At 52.7% G+C, this 15,919-nt stretch carries 15 protein-coding genes and 10 tRNA genes; 16 read left to right on the top strand and 9 right to left on the bottom strand.

The genetic code is table 11. The features are described 5' to 3' along the window. The first annotated feature begins 29 nt into the window (after window positions 1–29). From KHS78_RS02000 to KHS78_RS01975, 6 genes are all read left to right on the top strand, one after another. Window positions 30–105: transfer RNA gene (locus tag KHS78_RS02000), tRNA-Lys, on the top strand. 28 nt (window positions 106–133) lie between these two features. Beyond that, a tRNA-Asn gene (locus tag KHS78_RS01995) sits at window positions 134–209 on the top strand. Between the two features lie 33 nt (window positions 210–242). Further along, a tRNA-Lys gene (locus KHS78_RS01990) sits at window positions 243–318 on the top strand. Between the two features lie 21 nt (window positions 319–339). Continuing rightward, a tRNA-Asn gene (locus tag KHS78_RS01985) sits at window positions 340–415 on the top strand. Window positions 416–449: 34 nt separating this feature from the next. Beyond that, window positions 450–525 (top strand) — tRNA-Lys (locus tag KHS78_RS01980). Between the two features lie 40 nt (window positions 526–565). Beyond that, window positions 566–641 (top strand) — tRNA-Lys (locus KHS78_RS01975). A 50-nt stretch (window positions 642–691) separates the two neighbouring features. Here KHS78_RS01975 and KHS78_RS01970 read toward each other — a convergent pair. The 3 genes from KHS78_RS01970 to KHS78_RS01960 form a co-directional block, all read right to left on the bottom strand. Next, on the bottom strand, window positions 692–2,014 hold the full coding sequence (locus tag KHS78_RS01970; protein ID WP_211824629.1) for an NAD(P)/FAD-dependent oxidoreductase: 1,323 nt from the start codon (window positions 2,012–2,014) through the stop codon (window positions 692–694). Between the two features lie 44 nt (window positions 2,015–2,058). Next, entirely contained in the window at window positions 2,059–2,244 is a 186-nt protein-coding gene (locus tag KHS78_RS01965; protein ID WP_211824627.1) for a DUF3094 family protein, read from the bottom strand. A 99-nt stretch (window positions 2,245–2,343) separates the two neighbouring features. Further along, window positions 2,344–2,943: a hypothetical protein gene (locus KHS78_RS01960; RefSeq protein ID WP_211824625.1), complete on the bottom strand. Its 600-nt coding sequence runs from the start codon at window positions 2,941–2,943 to the stop codon at window positions 2,344–2,346. Window positions 2,944–3,167: 224 nt separating this feature from the next. Between KHS78_RS01960 and KHS78_RS01955 the strand changes: the two genes are divergently transcribed. After that, window positions 3,168–3,881: an SAM-dependent methyltransferase gene (locus tag KHS78_RS01955; RefSeq protein WP_211824622.1), complete on the top strand. Its 714-nt coding sequence runs from the start codon at window positions 3,168–3,170 to the stop codon at window positions 3,879–3,881. A 25-nt stretch (window positions 3,882–3,906) separates the two neighbouring features. On the opposite strand, the gene KHS78_RS01950 is transcribed toward KHS78_RS01955, so the two are convergent. After that, window positions 3,907–5,088, bottom strand: a complete 1,182-nt coding sequence (locus KHS78_RS01950; RefSeq protein WP_211824619.1) for an acetyl-CoA C-acyltransferase — start codon at window positions 5,086–5,088, stop codon at window positions 3,907–3,909. Window positions 5,089–5,481: 393 nt separating this feature from the next. Here KHS78_RS01950 and KHS78_RS01945 point away from each other — a divergent pair, with 393 nt between their 5' ends. The 5 genes from KHS78_RS01945 (at window position 5,482) to KHS78_RS01925 (ending at window position 7,088) form a co-directional block, all read left to right on the top strand. Then, the gene (locus KHS78_RS01945; RefSeq protein WP_211824617.1) at window positions 5,482–6,558 is read left to right on the top strand and encodes a hypothetical protein; all 1,077 of its coding nucleotides are present in this window, start codon (window positions 5,482–5,484) and stop codon (window positions 6,556–6,558) included. 99 nt (window positions 6,559–6,657) lie between these two features. Then, window positions 6,658–6,734 (top strand) — tRNA-Met (locus tag KHS78_RS01940). A 98-nt stretch (window positions 6,735–6,832) separates the two neighbouring features. Further along, window positions 6,833–6,907: transfer RNA gene (locus tag KHS78_RS01935), tRNA-Gln, on the top strand. Between the two features lie 18 nt (window positions 6,908–6,925). Continuing rightward, a tRNA-Met gene (locus tag KHS78_RS01930) sits at window positions 6,926–7,002 on the top strand. A gap of 11 nt (window positions 7,003–7,013) precedes the next feature. After that, window positions 7,014–7,088, top strand: a tRNA-Gln gene (locus KHS78_RS01925). 17 nt (window positions 7,089–7,105) lie between these two features. On the opposite strand, the gene gluP is transcribed toward KHS78_RS01925, so the two are convergent. Further along, a complete protein-coding gene (gene gluP / locus KHS78_RS01920) occupies window positions 7,106–8,425 on the bottom strand; it encodes a glucose/galactose MFS transporter (protein ID WP_211824615.1) in 1,320 nt (439 codons plus the stop codon). Between the two features lie 386 nt (window positions 8,426–8,811). On the opposite strand from gluP, the gene KHS78_RS01915 reads away from it, so the two are divergent. Further along, the gene (locus KHS78_RS01915; RefSeq protein WP_211824613.1) at window positions 8,812–10,152 is read left to right on the top strand and encodes an FAD-dependent oxidoreductase; all 1,341 of its coding nucleotides are present in this window, start codon (window positions 8,812–8,814) and stop codon (window positions 10,150–10,152) included. A gap of 49 nt (window positions 10,153–10,201) precedes the next feature. Here KHS78_RS01915 and KHS78_RS01910 read toward each other — a convergent pair whose 3' ends face one another. Together KHS78_RS01910 and KHS78_RS01905 are read right to left on the bottom strand one after the other, a co-directional pair. Continuing rightward, the gene (locus KHS78_RS01910; RefSeq protein ID WP_211824611.1) at window positions 10,202–10,696 is read right to left on the bottom strand and encodes a rhodanese-like domain-containing protein; all 495 of its coding nucleotides are present in this window, start codon (window positions 10,694–10,696) and stop codon (window positions 10,202–10,204) included. 117 nt (window positions 10,697–10,813) lie between these two features. After that, window positions 10,814–11,107 (bottom strand): PA4642 family protein, encoded by a 294-nt coding sequence (locus tag KHS78_RS01905; RefSeq protein ID WP_211824609.1) that lies wholly within the window; start codon window positions 11,105–11,107, stop codon window positions 10,814–10,816. Window positions 11,108–11,244: 137 nt separating this feature from the next. On the opposite strand from KHS78_RS01905, the gene KHS78_RS01900 reads away from it, so the two are divergent. Next, window positions 11,245–12,543 (top strand): amino acid permease, encoded by a 1,299-nt coding sequence (locus tag KHS78_RS01900; RefSeq protein WP_211824607.1) that lies wholly within the window; start codon window positions 11,245–11,247, stop codon window positions 12,541–12,543. A 60-nt stretch (window positions 12,544–12,603) separates the two neighbouring features. On the opposite strand, the gene KHS78_RS01895 is transcribed toward KHS78_RS01900, so the two are convergent. Further along, a complete protein-coding gene (locus KHS78_RS01895) occupies window positions 12,604–13,161 on the bottom strand; it encodes a hypoxanthine-guanine phosphoribosyltransferase (protein WP_211824605.1) in 558 nt (185 codons plus the stop codon). Between the two features lie 233 nt (window positions 13,162–13,394). Here KHS78_RS01895 and upp point away from each other — a divergent pair, with 233 nt between their 5' ends. Then, window positions 13,395–14,021, top strand: a complete 627-nt coding sequence (upp, locus tag KHS78_RS01890) for a uracil phosphoribosyltransferase (RefSeq protein ID WP_211824603.1) — start codon at window positions 13,395–13,397, stop codon at window positions 14,019–14,021. A gap of 85 nt (window positions 14,022–14,106) precedes the next feature. Beyond that, the gene (locus tag KHS78_RS01885; RefSeq protein WP_211824601.1) at window positions 14,107–15,387 is read left to right on the top strand and encodes a uracil-xanthine permease family protein; all 1,281 of its coding nucleotides are present in this window, start codon (window positions 14,107–14,109) and stop codon (window positions 15,385–15,387) included. Between the two features lie 41 nt (window positions 15,388–15,428). On the opposite strand, the gene KHS78_RS01880 is transcribed toward KHS78_RS01885, so the two are convergent. Continuing rightward, complete coding sequence (locus KHS78_RS01880) at window positions 15,429–15,821, bottom strand: anti-sigma factor antagonist (RefSeq protein WP_211824600.1); 393 nt, start codon at window positions 15,819–15,821, stop codon at window positions 15,429–15,431. Window positions 15,822–15,919 lie beyond the last annotated feature (98 nt).

The raw sequence follows: 15,919 nt of genomic DNA, 5'->3' as shown, positions 1-15,919 counted from the left end.
TTTTAAAAGGTAATCGCTGATTATCTTGTGGGTCGTTAGCTCAGTTGGTAGAGCAGTTGGCTTTTAACCAATTGGTCGTAGGTTCGAATCCTACACGACCCACCATTTTTATATGTGCGTTGGCACATGCTGTTCCCTGATAGCTCAGTTGGTAGAGCAAATGACTGTTAATCATTGGGTCGCTGGTTCGAGTCCAGCTCGGGGAGCCAATTTAAAGTGATGATCGAGAGTCGTCACTTGTCGGGTCGTTAGCTCAGTTGGTAGAGCAGTTGGCTTTTAACCAATTGGTCGTAGGTTCGAATCCTACACGACCCACCATTTTGTTTTTGTGTGTTTTGTTCCCTGATAGCTCAGTTGGTAGAGCAAATGACTGTTAATCATTGGGTCGCTGGTTCGAGTCCAGCTCGGGGAGCCAATTTAAAAGTGATAATCAAGCGTTGTCACTTGTTGGGTCGTTAGCTCAGTTGGTAGAGCAGTTGGCTTTTAACCAATTGGTCGTAGGTTCGAATCCTACACGACCCACCATCTTCTTGTCAGAGTAATGTCTGTTACTCACCTCTATGCCGGGTCGTTAGCTCAGTTGGTAGAGCAGTTGGCTTTTAACCAATTGGTCGTAGGTTCGAATCCTACACGACCCACCATTTCCCTTCTTGTATCTCATCAATGTTCAGGCTTCCCTGCCTTTCTCCATTTAATGCAGTTTTAGTCTTGGCCGTGTCGTGCGTTCAAGCAGATCCTTCACCATGATCAGTCCGGTCCGCCATTTTCCATAAACCGCAACCTGGTGCAGGCGGTAAAGCGATATATAAAACATTCTGGCCAAAAAGCCTTCCAGCATGATATTCCCGGTGAGATTGCCCATCAGGTTGCCGACAGCGGTGTGTGTACTCAGTGAAATGAGTGAGCCGTGGTCTTTATAGCTGAACGTGCCTGGGGCTTTCCCCTTGAGTTTTCCGATGATTGAGCGAGCCACCAGGCTGGCCTGTTGATGGGCGGCCTGTGCCCTGGGGGGGACCGTGTAGTTTTCCCCTTGACGGTTTACCAGGGTGCAGGAGGCGCAATCGCCAATGACAAAGATATTGTCGTCGAGTGTCGTTTGCAGGGTCGGCTTAACGATGAGTTGATTGATCCGGTTGCTTTCCAGGCCGTCCAGCTTGCTCAGGAACGAGGGGGCTTTGATGCCGGCAGCCCAGATTTTCAGCTCTGCCTTCACAAATTCACCCTGGTTGGTGGTCAGTCCGTCCTCGGTCACCTCTTTAACGATATGGCCGGTGAGTGTCTGTATCTTGAGTTTGTCGAGCTGTTTCTGCACGCCATTGCTGATTCTGAGGGGAAGAACGGGCAATACACGATCACTGCCTTCAATGATCGAGATGTTGACGTTTTCCGGTTTGATGGCGTCCATGCCATAGCGGGCCATCACCTTGGCCGCATAATGCAGTTCTGCGGCCAGCTCCACGCCCGTTGCACCGGCGCCAACAATGGCGATGTTCATCTTTTCGTCGGGATCATCGGCAGCCTGTGCCCTGAGATATTCGCTGATAAAGCGAGTGTGCACCTGCTCGGCCTGCTCCCTGCAATCCAGTGTGAGGCAGTGTTCATGAACGCCGGGGGTGCCAAAGTCATTCGAATGGCTCCCGACGGCGATGACAAGCGTGTCGTATGTCAGGGTGCGTTCAGGCAGCAGCTGTTTTCCATTGGCGTCTACCGTTGCGGCCAGGGTAATCACCTGCTGCTGACGATCCAGCTGGATCATGCGGCCGGGCTGAAAGTGAAAATGGTTCCAGTTGGCCTGGGCGACATAGTTCAGTTCATCGCTGTAGGAGTTCAGGGAGCCGGCTGCAACCTCATGCAATAACGGCTTCCAGATGTGGGTCATGCGGGTATCAACCAGCGTGATATGGGCTTTTTTTCGTGCGCCAAGCTTTCTGCCAAGGCGGGTTGCCAGCTCTAGGCCGGCGGCACCGCCACCGACGACAACAACCTTATGCAGTCCGTTTTCACTGTTGTTCATGTTATTTCGGTTCCGGGCTGGTCATTCAGTGGGTGATTGGGCGGTTACGGCAGGTAGAGCTTGCCGAGGAACCTGGCAATGACGCCAAAGATGACAATCACCACCGCCAGCCACAGCATCATGCGCCATGGGTGGAAAGCTTCTCGTTCGACGCTGTTGATACCGGTTGAGGTGACTTCGTCGACACGGCGCTGGTCGGCATCCGACAGTTTTTTGTGCTCTGTCTGCATAGGGTGTGATCCGTTCAAATGGCTTGATTGTTATGGTTATAGCGCCACTCCGTGGCGAATGTGAATGGATTATGTGTAAAAAATACTTTACAGGCAAGGTCATGGGCTTGCCAGCTCAGCGGTAATGGGCAGTGTACACTGGTATTCATAGTTTTTATGCAGTGTGTGTCGTGAGCGGTCGAAGCTGCAGCAGCGCATGATGCCCTGCGCGTCGGGATTGCTGGTACAGCTGTCGGTATCAATAGAGAACAGCAAGGGCGAGGGTTCACTGCCTGTGGCGTTAATCTGTAGATGGGTCTGGCGGGTATCTTTGTTGAACTGGTAGTTGAGCTTGAACGGAATGGCACCAAGGTGTTCCGCGATGAAGGTGAAGTCGCCGGAAGGTCCATGTTTGCTGCTTTTGGCGGTGCCAACATAGAGGGTTGTCTGGGGATCGGCGACGCCGGGCTCGGAGACAGTGCAGCGGCTTTTCTTACCGTCAGCAGGATTGCAGCCTGTGAATAGCAGGGTGAACTGGGAGTTGTTTGTGATGGAGATGTTGGCCTGGTAATGATCAAGCAGGGCGCGCTGTGTCACGTCTGGCTGGTTGATGAGGATGTTGGGTTCAGCAGAGGCTACATTGTCATTCGCGTGGCTGGTGATGCTGATCATTGCCGTCAGCAGACATAAGAACAAGGTGTTGATGTTGAGTGGTTTCATTAGGGTGCCTCCTTTTTATTGGCCAAAGTGGTTGCCTGTGCGCAGCGTGGCTGATCGGGTTTATAGGGCTAAACTCCTTGTAGAGTACGTATCTGCCACTCATAGGGTTTGATCATTTAGACTCGGGCAGTGCGTTGAGGTTCCGAATGTTTATGTGGCTACAGATTTATAGACGATCAGCGGTGTTTGCGGGGTAAAAAAACACCCTTCGGGAGGGAGGCGGCATGGAAGGCCTACAAAGCCGGCAGGTGACGTTTTTGGAGCGTGTGAGGCTGTTGCCGCTCTCAATACTGGTCTCAGTACGAGAGGCTCGAATGGCCCTGCAGGCGCTGCCATTTGTTATCAGCAAGGATTTCCTGCGAACGGAGTTCTGGCGGAGAGCGCTGTTCTCAGGACGTACCCCATGGCGCCTGAGTAAGGATTTTTATGCCGAACGCGCGGCATCGGATATTCACTGCTTTGGCGAAACCCCGCTGGTGACGCTGGCTAGAATTCAGCGAAGGGCAGGGATTTGTTCTCACCATAAGGTGCTGGAAGTGGGATCCGCCACTGGGCGTAATTGCTTTTGGCTGGCGACGGTCATTGGTTGCCGGGTTGTTGGTCTTGAACATATCCCGGGATTTGTCAGTCGAGCGGACAGGGTGGTTAGCCAGACGGGCTGTTCAGAACGTGTGCGCTTCATCAGTGGTGATATGGGCGATTCGCTGCCAGGAGAGCCTGATATTATTTATCTCTATGGTTCGAATCTGGATGATGACCTGATTGCCCGATTTGCCCGGCGTTGCTGTGAAAAGGGAGAAGGGGTCAGGGTGATCACTGTGAGTTATCCCCTGACGGACTATTTGCCCGATTCATACGAGCTGATTGATTGTTTTCCAGCGATCTTCGCCTGGGGGGTGACGACCGTTTATGTGCAGAAGGTTGTCCGGCCCGCATAGGCGTGGACAACCCTGTACCTTTTTCTTAGAGCACTTCAACGGCGACAGCTGTCGCTTCACCACCGCCAATGCAGAGGCTGGCGATCCCTTTCTGCTTCCCGTATTGCTTGAGTGCGTAAATCAGTGAAAGCAGAACCCGTGAGCCAGTAGAGCCTATGGGGTGCCCCTGGGCGCAGGCGCCGCCATGAACGTTGACCTTGTTATGATCCAGGCCGTGCTCCTGCATGGCAATCATGGTGACCATGGCAAAGGCTTCATTGATCTCGAACAGGTCGACGTCGTCTTTGCTCCAGCCCGTTTTAGCCAACACTTTGGTGAGCGCGCCCACCGGGGCAATGGTGAACTCTGACGGATGCTGGGAGTGGGTGCTGTGTGCGACGATGCGGGCCAGAGGCTGCAGTCCGCGCTTTGCAGCTTCACTCTCGGTCATCAGCAGCAGGGCAGAGGCGCCATCGGAAATGGAGCTGGCGTTGGCGGCGGTGATGGTGCCATCTTTGCTGAAAGCCGGCCGCAGGCTGGGGATTTTCTCGATATTAGCATTAAAGGGTTGTTCATCCTGGCTGACGGTCTGTTCACCTTTACGGGTGGTATAGGTGACAGGGGCGATCTCAGCGTCCAGGGATCCATCGTTAGTGGCTTTCTGGGCCCGCTTCAGGGATTCGATGGCAAAGGCGTCCATGGCTTCGCGGGTGAGTTCGTATTTGTCAGCCACTTCCTGGGCAAAGGAGCCCATCAGACGGCCGGTTTCGGCGTCTTCCAGCCCATCCAGGAACATATGGTCCATCACCTTGCCGTGTCCCATGCGGTAGCCGCTGCGGGCCTTGTCGAGCAGGTAGGGGGCGTTACTCATGCTCTCCATGCCGCCGGCAATCATGATCTGGTTGGTGCCGGCGCGAATCAGGTCGTGGGCCAGCATTACGGCTTTCATGCCGGAGCCGCAGAGCTTGTTGATAGTGGTGCAGCCGGTGGCGTCTGGCAGCCCAGCTTTACGGGATGCCTGGCGGGCGGGGCCCTGCCCCAGGCCTGCGGGCAGGACGCAGCCCATGATCACTTCATCGACGTCTTCAGGGCTGATAGTGGCGCGGCTGACGGTCTCTTTGATGGCGATGCTGCCCAGCTCGGGTGCTGTCAGGCTGGACAGCGAGCCTTGCAGGCCACCCATGGGTGTGCGGGCGCCGCTGACAATTACGATTGATTCCTGGGTCATGTTCGTACCTGTGTAATGGTTGTTGTGTGGTCAGCGGGGAGGAAGTTTATCAGGAAATATTGGTTATATGCTCTCATGGTGTGGCTTTGGTCGTTTTTTAGCCTTATTCGGGTAGTGGTGTGCAAAAGTAAGCTTTTAAGGCTCCTTTGTTAATTAAATAACAAAAGTCATGCGTTACCTTCTTTGATTTTAAGCTTTTTATAAAATTTGGGGTGGTGTATGCCAGGTTGTAAGTCTACTAGTTGTTCATCATGTTTACCTGGGGGTGTTAGGAATAGATTTAACAAGAGCGAGTGTTGTAAACGTGAGAAATGGCGTGATTCTAATGAGGTTATTGGGCGTAAGGTGACGCTTAATTCAGATTATTTGGGGGGGATGTTTGAGGGAGGGACAATGGAATTTGATTCTCCTGTTGAGGTTGACTTGTTTAGCCATAAAATATTTAAAAAAGTTATAGAGATGTATTTGGTTGAAAACAGGGGGCAAATCACAGGGGCTTTTGCAGAAAGTCTTGGAGATTTTAATGTGAGGTTGGGGATTATAACGGATCCGATTGCTCATTCAATAAATAGTAAGCTTCGAGGGTTTCGAGCCAATCATGTCCCTATAGGAGATTATGGCGCTGAATATAAAAAAGCACTTGAGAAGGCCGTTAAAATGGTTAAAAGCGCAAGTTGCTCGATGTATGACAAGGATACAGTGTTAAAGCCTTTGGGGCGTCTTGCTGACTCGGTGCGTAAATTACCGAAGGAGTTTTTCTCAGTGGTATTGCAACAGACGGAGGAGTCGCGAAATCCCTTGCCCGATGAGAGTAGCTGGATTGTCGATCCTATTTTGGTAGCAAAATATCCTGAAAAATATCCTTTGCAAAATCTGGGGATCCAGATTGGTGACTGGGGATTTAGTTTTGCCATTGTTGCGCTTGGTGCTTATCAACCTGAATCCAGAGGGGCGTGTGCAATGGATCAGGGTGATGCAAGTGATATGTTAAGTCGTCTTATATCGGTGGCTGAAAATCGACATAATATGAGCCGTGCGGATGCTGTTTCACGCATTATGAGTGATCCTGCCTTTGTGACAGAGTTGGGTTTCGGAAGTGAGCCAAAATTTGAGGGTCAGATTCTTGGCGTCTTTGATGCGACGTCTGCTGTTTTCATGTCAGCTTTGGCCGTGGCGCATCGCCTGCATTTGGCTCAATATGCAGGCATGTTAAGTGTAATGGGTACTGTAAAGGCGAAAAGGTTTTTTTGTGCATTGCCCAAAAGGTTATGTGATTTGCCTACAAAATACTGTGGTGCCTGTTGTCAGTGTGGAAACACTCTTCGTGCACAGTCTGGAGCACCGGTATCATCTAAAGCTCAGGTTCGAACCCCTGTCCCTGCAGCTAAGCCTTTACTTGCAGTGCCATCTCATGAGGCGGCAGGCTCAAGTTCATCTGGTCCCTCTACTGTGGTCACAACATCTGTCTAAGGTTTGATTTCAGGTTGTTTTAAAATTCCAGTATGCATGTGGGTTACCAGCTATTGACACAGCCCCCCAATATCACCAAAATGCGCCGCATCTCGTCGGGGCTAGGTAGCTCAGTTGGTTAGAGCACAGCACTCATAATGCTGGGGTCGGCAGTTCGAATCTGCCCCTAGCTACCACCGCGGGATGAACTTTCAGGGGTTGATTTTCAGAACGGAAACGTTACTATACCGGCCTCGATGTCGCCGGGTCTTCTCCGGTGCTTCAAGTTCTCAGTTGGGGTGTCGCCAAGCGGTAAGGCAACGGGTTTTGATCCCGTCATGCGCAGGTTCGAATCCTGCCACCCCAGCCATGTACTTTTGGGAATAATGGCTAGGTAGCTCAGTTGGTTAGAGCACAGCACTCATAATGCTGGGGTCGGCAGTTCGAATCTGCCCCTAGCTACCATATTCCTCTGTTGGGGTGTCGCCAAGCGGTAAGGCAACGGGTTTTGATCCCGTCATGCGTAGGTTCGAATCCTGCCACCCCAGCCATCTCTCCTTCTCTATTCTCACTTATCTCTCATTTTTGTTGTTTCGCTGTTATCCGTTTCCTGTGTCGCTATTTCGCAGCCTTTTATGCTGTAGTACAGGATATAGCCATAACAGCAGACCGACACCCAGAACCCTCCCCTGATGCCGTAATGGTCGGCAATCACTGCCGCGACGAGTGGCACAATGCCGCCTCCAACCCCTGCTGAACTCAGGATGCCGGAAGCCTGTGTGGCTGTCATGGGGCTGAGATTCTGCATGGAAAGGCTGTAGATCAACGGATACATCACCGAGTTACACAGTCCTATCAGTGTGATCGCGGTCAGTGCGATATAGCCATCCGCAAAAATCCCGCATAACACCATCAGTAGCGACAGCCATGCACTCACGCCCAGCATGATGCGAGGGCGAATCGCATGCAGGAACCATGGGGCTAGAAAGCGTCCCATCGCGATACCGAGCCAGTAATAGCCAATAAAGCGCGCCATGGCGGCGGATGACATGGGCAGTGACAGCTCCTTGATGAAACCCACCATAAAACTACCCAGCAGCACTTCGGTCCCGACATACATAAAAACCGCAATGCTGCCGAACAGGGTGTGGCGCTGGTGCCAGGCTGACTGCTCCCTGATGTGTTGTGGTTTTGGAGCAGGCTTGCGTTCGCGCTCATTCTGAAGGATATCGGGGAGGTGTTGTCTTGCTGTCAGGATGGCTATTCCGCCCAGGCAAAGCGCTAACAGCAGGTAAGGTGTGATAACGGTTTCCGCCAGCGACAGACGATCGGTTGTCGTGATTTGCGTCGCATGGGTTATGGGTGGGTAGGAGAGAATAGCCGGCCCTGACAGCCAGGGAGCGAGGGTCATGCCGGCGGCAAAAAAACCATGAAGTATCATCAGTCGGCGATGAATGGTTCGGCTGTCTCCCAGCGCCGATGCATAGGGATTACTGACGACGAGCAAAAAGCACACACCCGCTGCGATCACGAGCAGGGCCAGCAGAAACAGCGGATAACAGTGTAACCAGGCGGCGGGCAGGAAAAGCAGGCAGCCGGCCGAGGTCAGGCTGTAGCCAGTGGTCATGCCTAGCTGGTAGGACGTTTTCCGGATCACAAGGCTGGCCGGCGTAGAAAGCAGTAAAAAGGCGGAAAACCAGATCAGCTGGATCAGGAGGGCGCCTTGATAGTTCAGACTGAAGACCTCCTTGAGGTGGGGAATCAGCACATCATTCAACGAGGTTAAAACCCCCATACAGGTGAACAGCAGGGCAATGGACAGCAGGGTCGCAGCCTGTGAGATGGTTTGAGGTTGGTTCCCTGTTTGTGGCGGTTTTCCTTCTGTCATCGTTGTCTGCTCCCGGTGGCGAGAAGCTTGGAGTCGGAGGAGTCTGAGATTGTTCCGCTGGCTGGCAATAAATTGCGTTGCAGTGGCTGAGGCGGTTTAGATTTGCACTATCGTTTAAGTTGTGAGGCGTCTCGGGTGCAGGGTTTAAGGTCTAGATAGGCGGTTTTTTCCGGTTTTTCGCGCAATTCTAATGATAAATACATATATCTGTTGCGCTCTTAAGACCAAAAACGCATGTATTCATATATAATACGCTCCGACAAAGCCTCCATGGACAGGTGAAGGCTCAAGAATAAGGGATAAGAAGAGAGTGGTCGCTAACAAGAATGATTGCCTGCTCCCATCAGGGGGCTGATGAACAGGATTTGTGTCAGAGAGCAGCAACTATGACAGTAAAGAGTTACGATGTACTGATCGTCGGTGGTGGTGTCTCGGGAACAGCCCTTCTCTATGAGCTTGCCCGTTATACGGATCTCGGTCGCATAGGCCTGGTGGAAAAGTACAGTGATTTTGCCACCGTTAACTCCAAGGGCACCAATAACAGTCAGACCATCCACTGCGGCGATATAGAGACCAATTACACCCTGGAAAAGGCCGTCAAGGTCAAGCGCACCGCCAGCATGCTGGTCAATTTTGCCAAGGCGCTGCCGCCGGAAGAGCGTGACGGTATTATCTTCAAATACCCGAAAATGGTGTTGGGGGTTGGTGAGAAAGAAAGCCAGTTTATCCGTGACCGTTTCAAGGTCTTCCGCGAGCACTACCCCGAGATGCAACTGCTGGACAAAGAAGGTATTGCTGAAATAGAACCGGCGGTTGCCAAAATGGGTGATGAATACCGGCCAGAGGAGCTGGCGGCCATTGCGATCACGGATGAATACACGGCTGTTGATTACAAGGCGCTCTCGGTCGCCTTTGTGAAACAGGCCAAAGAGGTTCAGGGCAAGACGATCGATGTCGACCTGAACACTCAGGTGAAAAACATAGAGAAGTCAGGTGACTTGCACCGTGTTGTGACGGATAACGGCGTCTATGAGGCTAAATTCGTTGTGGTGTGTGCGGGCGGGCACAGTCTCCTGCTGGCTCAGCAGATGGGGTATGGTCTCAACTTCTCCTGCCTGCCGATGGCAGGGAGCTTCTATTTTACGCCGCGGGTGTTGAACGGCAAGGTGTATACCGTTCAGAACGACAAGCTGCCGTTTGCTGCGATCCACGGTGATCCTGATGTGCTGGTGGAAGGAAAAACCCGCTTTGGGCCAACGGCACTGATCCTGCCCATGCTGGAGCGTTATAACCCCCGAACCATCCCTGAGTTCTTCAAGGTGCTCAAGCTGGATGGTGCGGTCTTCAAAGTATTCTGGGACCTGTTCAAGGTGAAGGATATCCGGAACTATATATTCAAGAATTTTCTGTTTGAGATTCCCTGGGTGCGCAGGCGTCTTTTCCTTAAGGATGCTCGAAAGATCGTGCCTTCGCTGCAGCTGAGCGATGTTACCTTTGCCTCCGGTTTTGGGGGGATTCGTCCCCAGTTGATTGATAAAACCAACAAGGAGTTGATGCTCGGTGAAGCGCGGATTAATCCTGGTACCGGCATTATCTTTAACATGACACCCTCACCGGGCGGCACGAGCTGTCTGGGTAATGCGGAAAATGATCTGCGGGAAATCGTCCGTCATTTGGGGTGTCAGTTTGACGAAGCGGCGTTCAATGCAGACATGCATAATGAATAAGTGACTATCTGCTGATGCTAAGAGGCCGCGAATGCGGCCTCTTTTGTTATTAGGGTGTGTTGTTGTTCATTGCAATCACTTCCCCACCTTCCAGCTTCCACCCTCTCAGGCCAGCGCTGAAATGGCGAATATTCTGAAAGCCTTCCGCAGCGGCCCAGTCGGCGGCGTTATGCCAGGCAATGCAATGGGAACCGCCACAATAGACAACGACGGTCATGTTTTTCGGATCCTTAAGGTGGGTTCTCAGGTTGGCTTTGTCATTAAATGAGATGGCGCCGGGAATATGCCCGCTGGCGTAGGTTTCTGGGCGGTTGGCATCAACCAGCAACACTTTGCCTGTGGGGAGCTGTTGTCGCAGTTCCTGGTAAGTCATATCCGGATACTGTTGTTGATACCTGGCCAGAGAGGCGATGGTCTGGTTTTCACTCTCAGCACAGGGGCTGCTGTTATCAGTTGCTGCTCCATCGCAGGCCAATAGATGAGTGTTGATGAGTAGGCTGAGGCAGCCGAACAGTAAGGCGTGTTTGATGGATCGATACGGCATGGTTTGAAAAATACACTGTCGAAAAGGTGAGCTGACAGTATAGGTGTTACGGTGGAGTTTGCCGGGTTATGCGTGGGTCGGGACGACCGGCTGGCAGGACGCCCCGCAGTGTGCCTGTCAGGAATTGATTATTGTCTGCAGGGCTTTCAGGTAGTCGGCGGATTGCTTGTGCTGGCTGACCAGGTCGGCGATGGTGCCCTGATCCGGGCCTGGGGCGTGAAGGTTTTTGCCTTCTTCCACAAAAAAGTGGAGGAAGCGTTCGAAGTTCTCCGCCGTCAATGCGCGGTAAGCCCGCAAAAGAATGTGGTAATCCGGATGGGTATGGTCGGCAGGCTCGAGTGTCAGAAAGGTTTTCAGCTGCTCATCGCTCAGTGTTTCGCCGATGATTTTCTGCTTGTCTTTTTTGTTCATGGATTATGACTGCCATTGGTTGTGGTATTTATGGTGATCGATTGTATGGTGAAGGAAAAAAACTGCAACCGCGCATGTAAACAGAAAAAACCGTCGTGAAAACCGTTTAAGGACTGTTGTGTGGCTATACTGGACGCATGTCTGCACAAGATTCCCCCTCATCAAGCACTGCCTGTTCTGCTTCGTCAGAGAGTGATGTGCTGCGCTGGTCTGGCCGGGATACCGGCTGGTTGTCCAACCTGTTCGGTACGGCGGTAGGGGCGGGTGTGCTGTATCTGCCCATCAATGCCGGGCGTGTCGGGTTTATTCCTCTGGTTATTATTGCGCTATTGGCGGGGCCGATGATCTGGTTTGCCCACCGGAATCTGACGCGTTTTTGTCTGGTGGCAGAACGTCCTGATGCTGATATTACGGCGACCATGACCGATCGTTTTGGTCAGCAGGCGGGCAGCTTGTTAACGCTGGCCTACTTTCTTAGTATTTATCCCATTCTGCTGTTGTATGCCATTGGCTTAACCAACGTCACGGAGCAATTCTTCCGGTATCAGCTGGAATGGCCGGCGCCCCATCGCAGTGTGATCAGTTTTGTTTTGCTTGCCGCGCTGGTTATTGTTATCAGCAAGGGGGAGCGCTGGGTGTTATCGGCGGTTGAATCGCTGGTGATGCCGCTGGTGGTTATTCTTATCGGTATTTCGTTGTATTTGATTCCCCAGTGGCACCTGGATCATCTCTTTTTGATGCCGGCGCCTACTGAGCTGGCCATGTCTGCGTTTATCATTATTCCAATGCTGATCTTCTCCTTTAATCATTCACCTGCCTGCTCGGCGTTTGCGCAGGCTTATCGCATGGTTTGTCGGGATACAGCGTTATGTGCGCGAAAGACGGATCGGATTCTGGCGGTCAATGCCGGTTTGCTGTTGATGGTGGTGATGCTGTTTGTGTTTTCCTGCGTGTTATCGTTGACGCCTGCTGAAATACAGGTGGCCTTGCAGGAAAATCTCCCTGTCTTGAGTGTGTTTGCCAGCCGTGAGGGGGCAGGTTTCTTTGCGCTGATTGCCTCAGTGATAGCCTTTCTGGCGATTACCAGCTCATTCTTTGGCGTCTATATGGGGTCAATTGAGGGGGTTGGGGGGCTGTTCTCTTTGTTGGCCAAGCGGGTCACATCCATTCCGGTTCATAGTGATGCCAGTACGCGTATCGCCAAGGTGCTGATATTTCTGAGCTGTTGGCTAGCTGCCTGTCTGAATCTAAGTGTGATTGGTGTGATAGAGGGATTGTTGGCACCCCTGCTGGCGGTGATTCTGTTTTTTATGCCGGTATATGGTTACTACACGATTCCGGAATTGAAACGTTATCGTAACCCGGTATCGGATGTGTTTACGGTGGCGTCCGGCGTAATTGCGATCAGTGGTTTTATTGTGTCGAAATGGCTTTAGTGGGTGGAAATAAAGAAATAAAAAAGCCTGCGTCAGCAGGCTTTTTTATTGGTGGGCCAGTTATGCACCCTTGAGTGCAAAGATGCCTGGTGCATTACGCCAGTAACCCTGGTAATCCATGCCATAGCCGAACAGGTAGCGGTCTTCGACATCTAGCCCGGTGAAGTCGCTCTTCATATTTTCCCGTGCCTTGCGGTCATGCAGTTTGTCGACCAGTACCGCGGTCAGCACTTTCTCGACGCCCTGCGCCTTGCAGAAGTCAACGATAGCGGCGAGGGTGTGGCCCTCATCCAGGATGTCGTCAACAATCAGCACGGTCCGGCCTTTCATATCCTGGGCGGGGGGGACTTTCCAGTCCAGTTCGCCGCCGCTGGTGGTGTTGCGGTAGCGGGTCGCGTGCAGGTAAGACGATTCCAGCGGGAAGTTCAAACGGGTCAGTAGTTTGCCGGCAAACACCAGGCCGCCATTCATGACGGTGTAGACCAGTGGGTTGGTGCCGGCCAGTACCTCGGTAATCTCGGTGGCAACGCGATCAATCGCGGCTTCCACCTGGGCTTCCGGGAACAGGCAGTCTGCTTCAGCATAGACCGTTTGAATGTGATCCAGGTCGACGGACATGGGAAAAAGAACCTCTATACCGTGTATCAGGCGGCAGCCGCCGCAGGAAAACAGGGAACGATACCGGTGAAGGTTCGGTCATGCAACTGTGGCAAAGGCATATCCTGACACTGAAAAAGTACGAAAACCACGACATTCCTTATGGATATTAGCAGTTTCACTGATCGCTGAGAGTCGATAAAATTACGGGTTAACTCACGTCTGGTGAGCGCAGACACTTTCAGGGGTTAAGCATGCGTGTTCATGAAATAAAACATCCGCTGGTACAGCACAAACTGGGCCTGATGCGGGTCGAAGGGATCAGCACCAAGGGCTTTAGATCGCTGGCCAGCGAGGTTGGCACCCTGCTGACCTATGAGGCGACCAAGGATCTGGCGCTGGAAGATCACACTATTAACGGTTGGGCCGGTGACGTCACGGTGCAGCGTCTCAAGGGCAAGAAAATTACTATCGTACCGATCCTGCGTGCCGGGCTGGGTATGCTGGATGGCGTGATGGAACTGATTCCGAGTGCCCGGATCAGTGTGGTCGGTCTCTACCGTGATGAGGAAACTCTGGAGCCGGTTCCCTATTTTCAGAAGCTGGCCAAGAACATGGATGAGCGCATGGCGCTGGTAGTCGACCCCATGCTGGCGACCGGTGGTTCCATGCTGGCAACCATCGACATGCTCAAGGCGGCAGGTTGTCAGAATATTCGGGTGCTGGTGTTGGTAGCTGCGCCGGAAGGCCTGAAAAAAGTGACCGATGCCCATCCGGATGTCGAGATCTTCACGGCGTCCATTGACGAAGGCCTGAACGACAAAGGTTACATTATGCCGGGTCTGGGTGATGCTGGTGACAAGATTTTCGGGACTACCTGATCATCTCTAGAGCCTATGGGTGCTGCTGTAACGGCAGCGCCTGCCAATCCTTATAAAAACGACAACGATCCATTAGAGAGTATTTATGACACACGGGACACCGAGTGGCGGATCGCCGGTGCGTACCGCGCTGGCTGGCGGCCAGATGTTATTTGTCGCCTTTGGGGCACTGGTACTGGTGCCAGTGTTAACGGGACTGGATCCCAGTGTTGCCCTTTTCACGGCCGGTATCGGTACCCTGATCTTCCAGTTCTGTACTGGCAGACAGATTCCCATCTTTCTTGCTTCATCCTTTGCCTTTATTGCACCGATTATTTATGGCGTCGAAACCTGGGGCGTGCCGGCCACGATGGGTGGTTTGATGGTTGCAGGTGCCTTCTACATGATGCTCAGCCTGATGGTGCGTCTGTGGGGTGCGGGGTTTCTTTACCGCCTGTTCCCGCCAGTGGTTGTGGGTCCTGTCATCATGGTGATTGGTTTAATTCTGGCGCCTGCAGCAGTCAATATGGCACTGGGCAAGAGTGGTGATGGCGGCATGCAGTTAATTGCCCGGGACAAGGCCATTATTGTCTCTGCTGTCTCCCTGATGTCGACATTGCTGGTAGCCACGCTGGCACGGGGTATTTTCAAGCTTATTCCAATCATGTTTGGTGTATTGTCAGGCTGTCTGACGGCCTGGATGGTGGGGGTGACTGATTTTTCAGCCGTGGGAGAAGCCGGCTGGTTTCATGTGCCGGCCTTCACCTTGCCGGAATGGAACTGGAATGCGGTGCTGTTCATGGTGCCAGTGGCCATTGCGCCAGCGATTGAGCATATCGGTGATATGCTGGCCATCAGCTCGGTGACGGGTAAGGATTATCTCAAAAAGCCGGGGCTCCACCGGACGCTGCTGGGGGATGGTCTGGCCACATCCACCGCGGCACTGTTTGGTGGACCACCCAATACCACCTACTCCGAGGTGACCGGTGCTGTCATGCTGACGAAAGCCTTTAATCCCGCCATTATGACCTGGTCCGCGGTGTTTGCCATCTTGCTGGCGTTTGTGGCGAAACTCGGCGCCGTGCTGCAATCCATCCCCTTACCGGTCATGGGCGGCATCATGATGCTGTTGTTTGGCTCTATCGCGGTGGTGGGACTTAACACCCTGATCAAGGCACAGGTGGATTTGAGTCAGCCCAGAAACCTGGCGATTGTCGCGCTGGTGCTGGTGAGTGGTATCGGTAACCTGAGTATTACCCTGGGCAGTGTGCAGCTGTCCGGTGTGGGGCTATGTGCTGTGATTGCGATTGTGTTGAATCTGGTGCTTCCTCGAGGAAAGCCGGACGGTTTCCCTTCTTCAGAGAATCAGGGCAATACTGGCCAATAGATTGTGGCCGCTATGGATGGCGGGGCGGTTTTGCAGCCCCGTTATCCGGCGGTATGATGCTCTTCCGTCCAGTCAAGATCGAGGTGGCCAATCTCATTCCGAATGGTTTTCATGGCGGTGTCACGGCTCTCGACACAGGGCAGGTAGTGCCCCAGACCACTGATATCCAGCAAGCCCCTGATGCGTCGGTTGGCATTACAAAGGACGATCTTGCCATTCGGCGGGAGTTCCAGAAACAGGTCATATAACACGGCCAAACCATCACTGTTAATCGATTTCAGCTGTGTGCAGTCCAGGACAAAACGGGAGTAACCGTCCCTGGATAGGGCGTTCAGGCTGTTATGCAGAAAATCGGCGTTATCCGGCTGGACAATGCCATCAAGCGTGATAACCACGATGTCCTGGTACTCTTCCAGTGCTAACTCCAATGACATCAGCCTACCTCCCTGTAATACCACAATAACGTTGTGTACATCCTTACTATGCAGACAATGATACCGGGGAAAAGTTCGAAGGACAGTTAGACCATGGT

The sequence above is a fragment of the Kistimonas asteriae genome (assembly GCF_018263925.1).
Classification (GTDB): domain Bacteria; phylum Pseudomonadota; class Gammaproteobacteria; order Pseudomonadales; family Endozoicomonadaceae; genus Kistimonas; species Kistimonas asteriae.
Note: the sequence above shows the minus strand (reverse complement) of the source record. Positions and strands in the feature narration are given on the sequence as shown.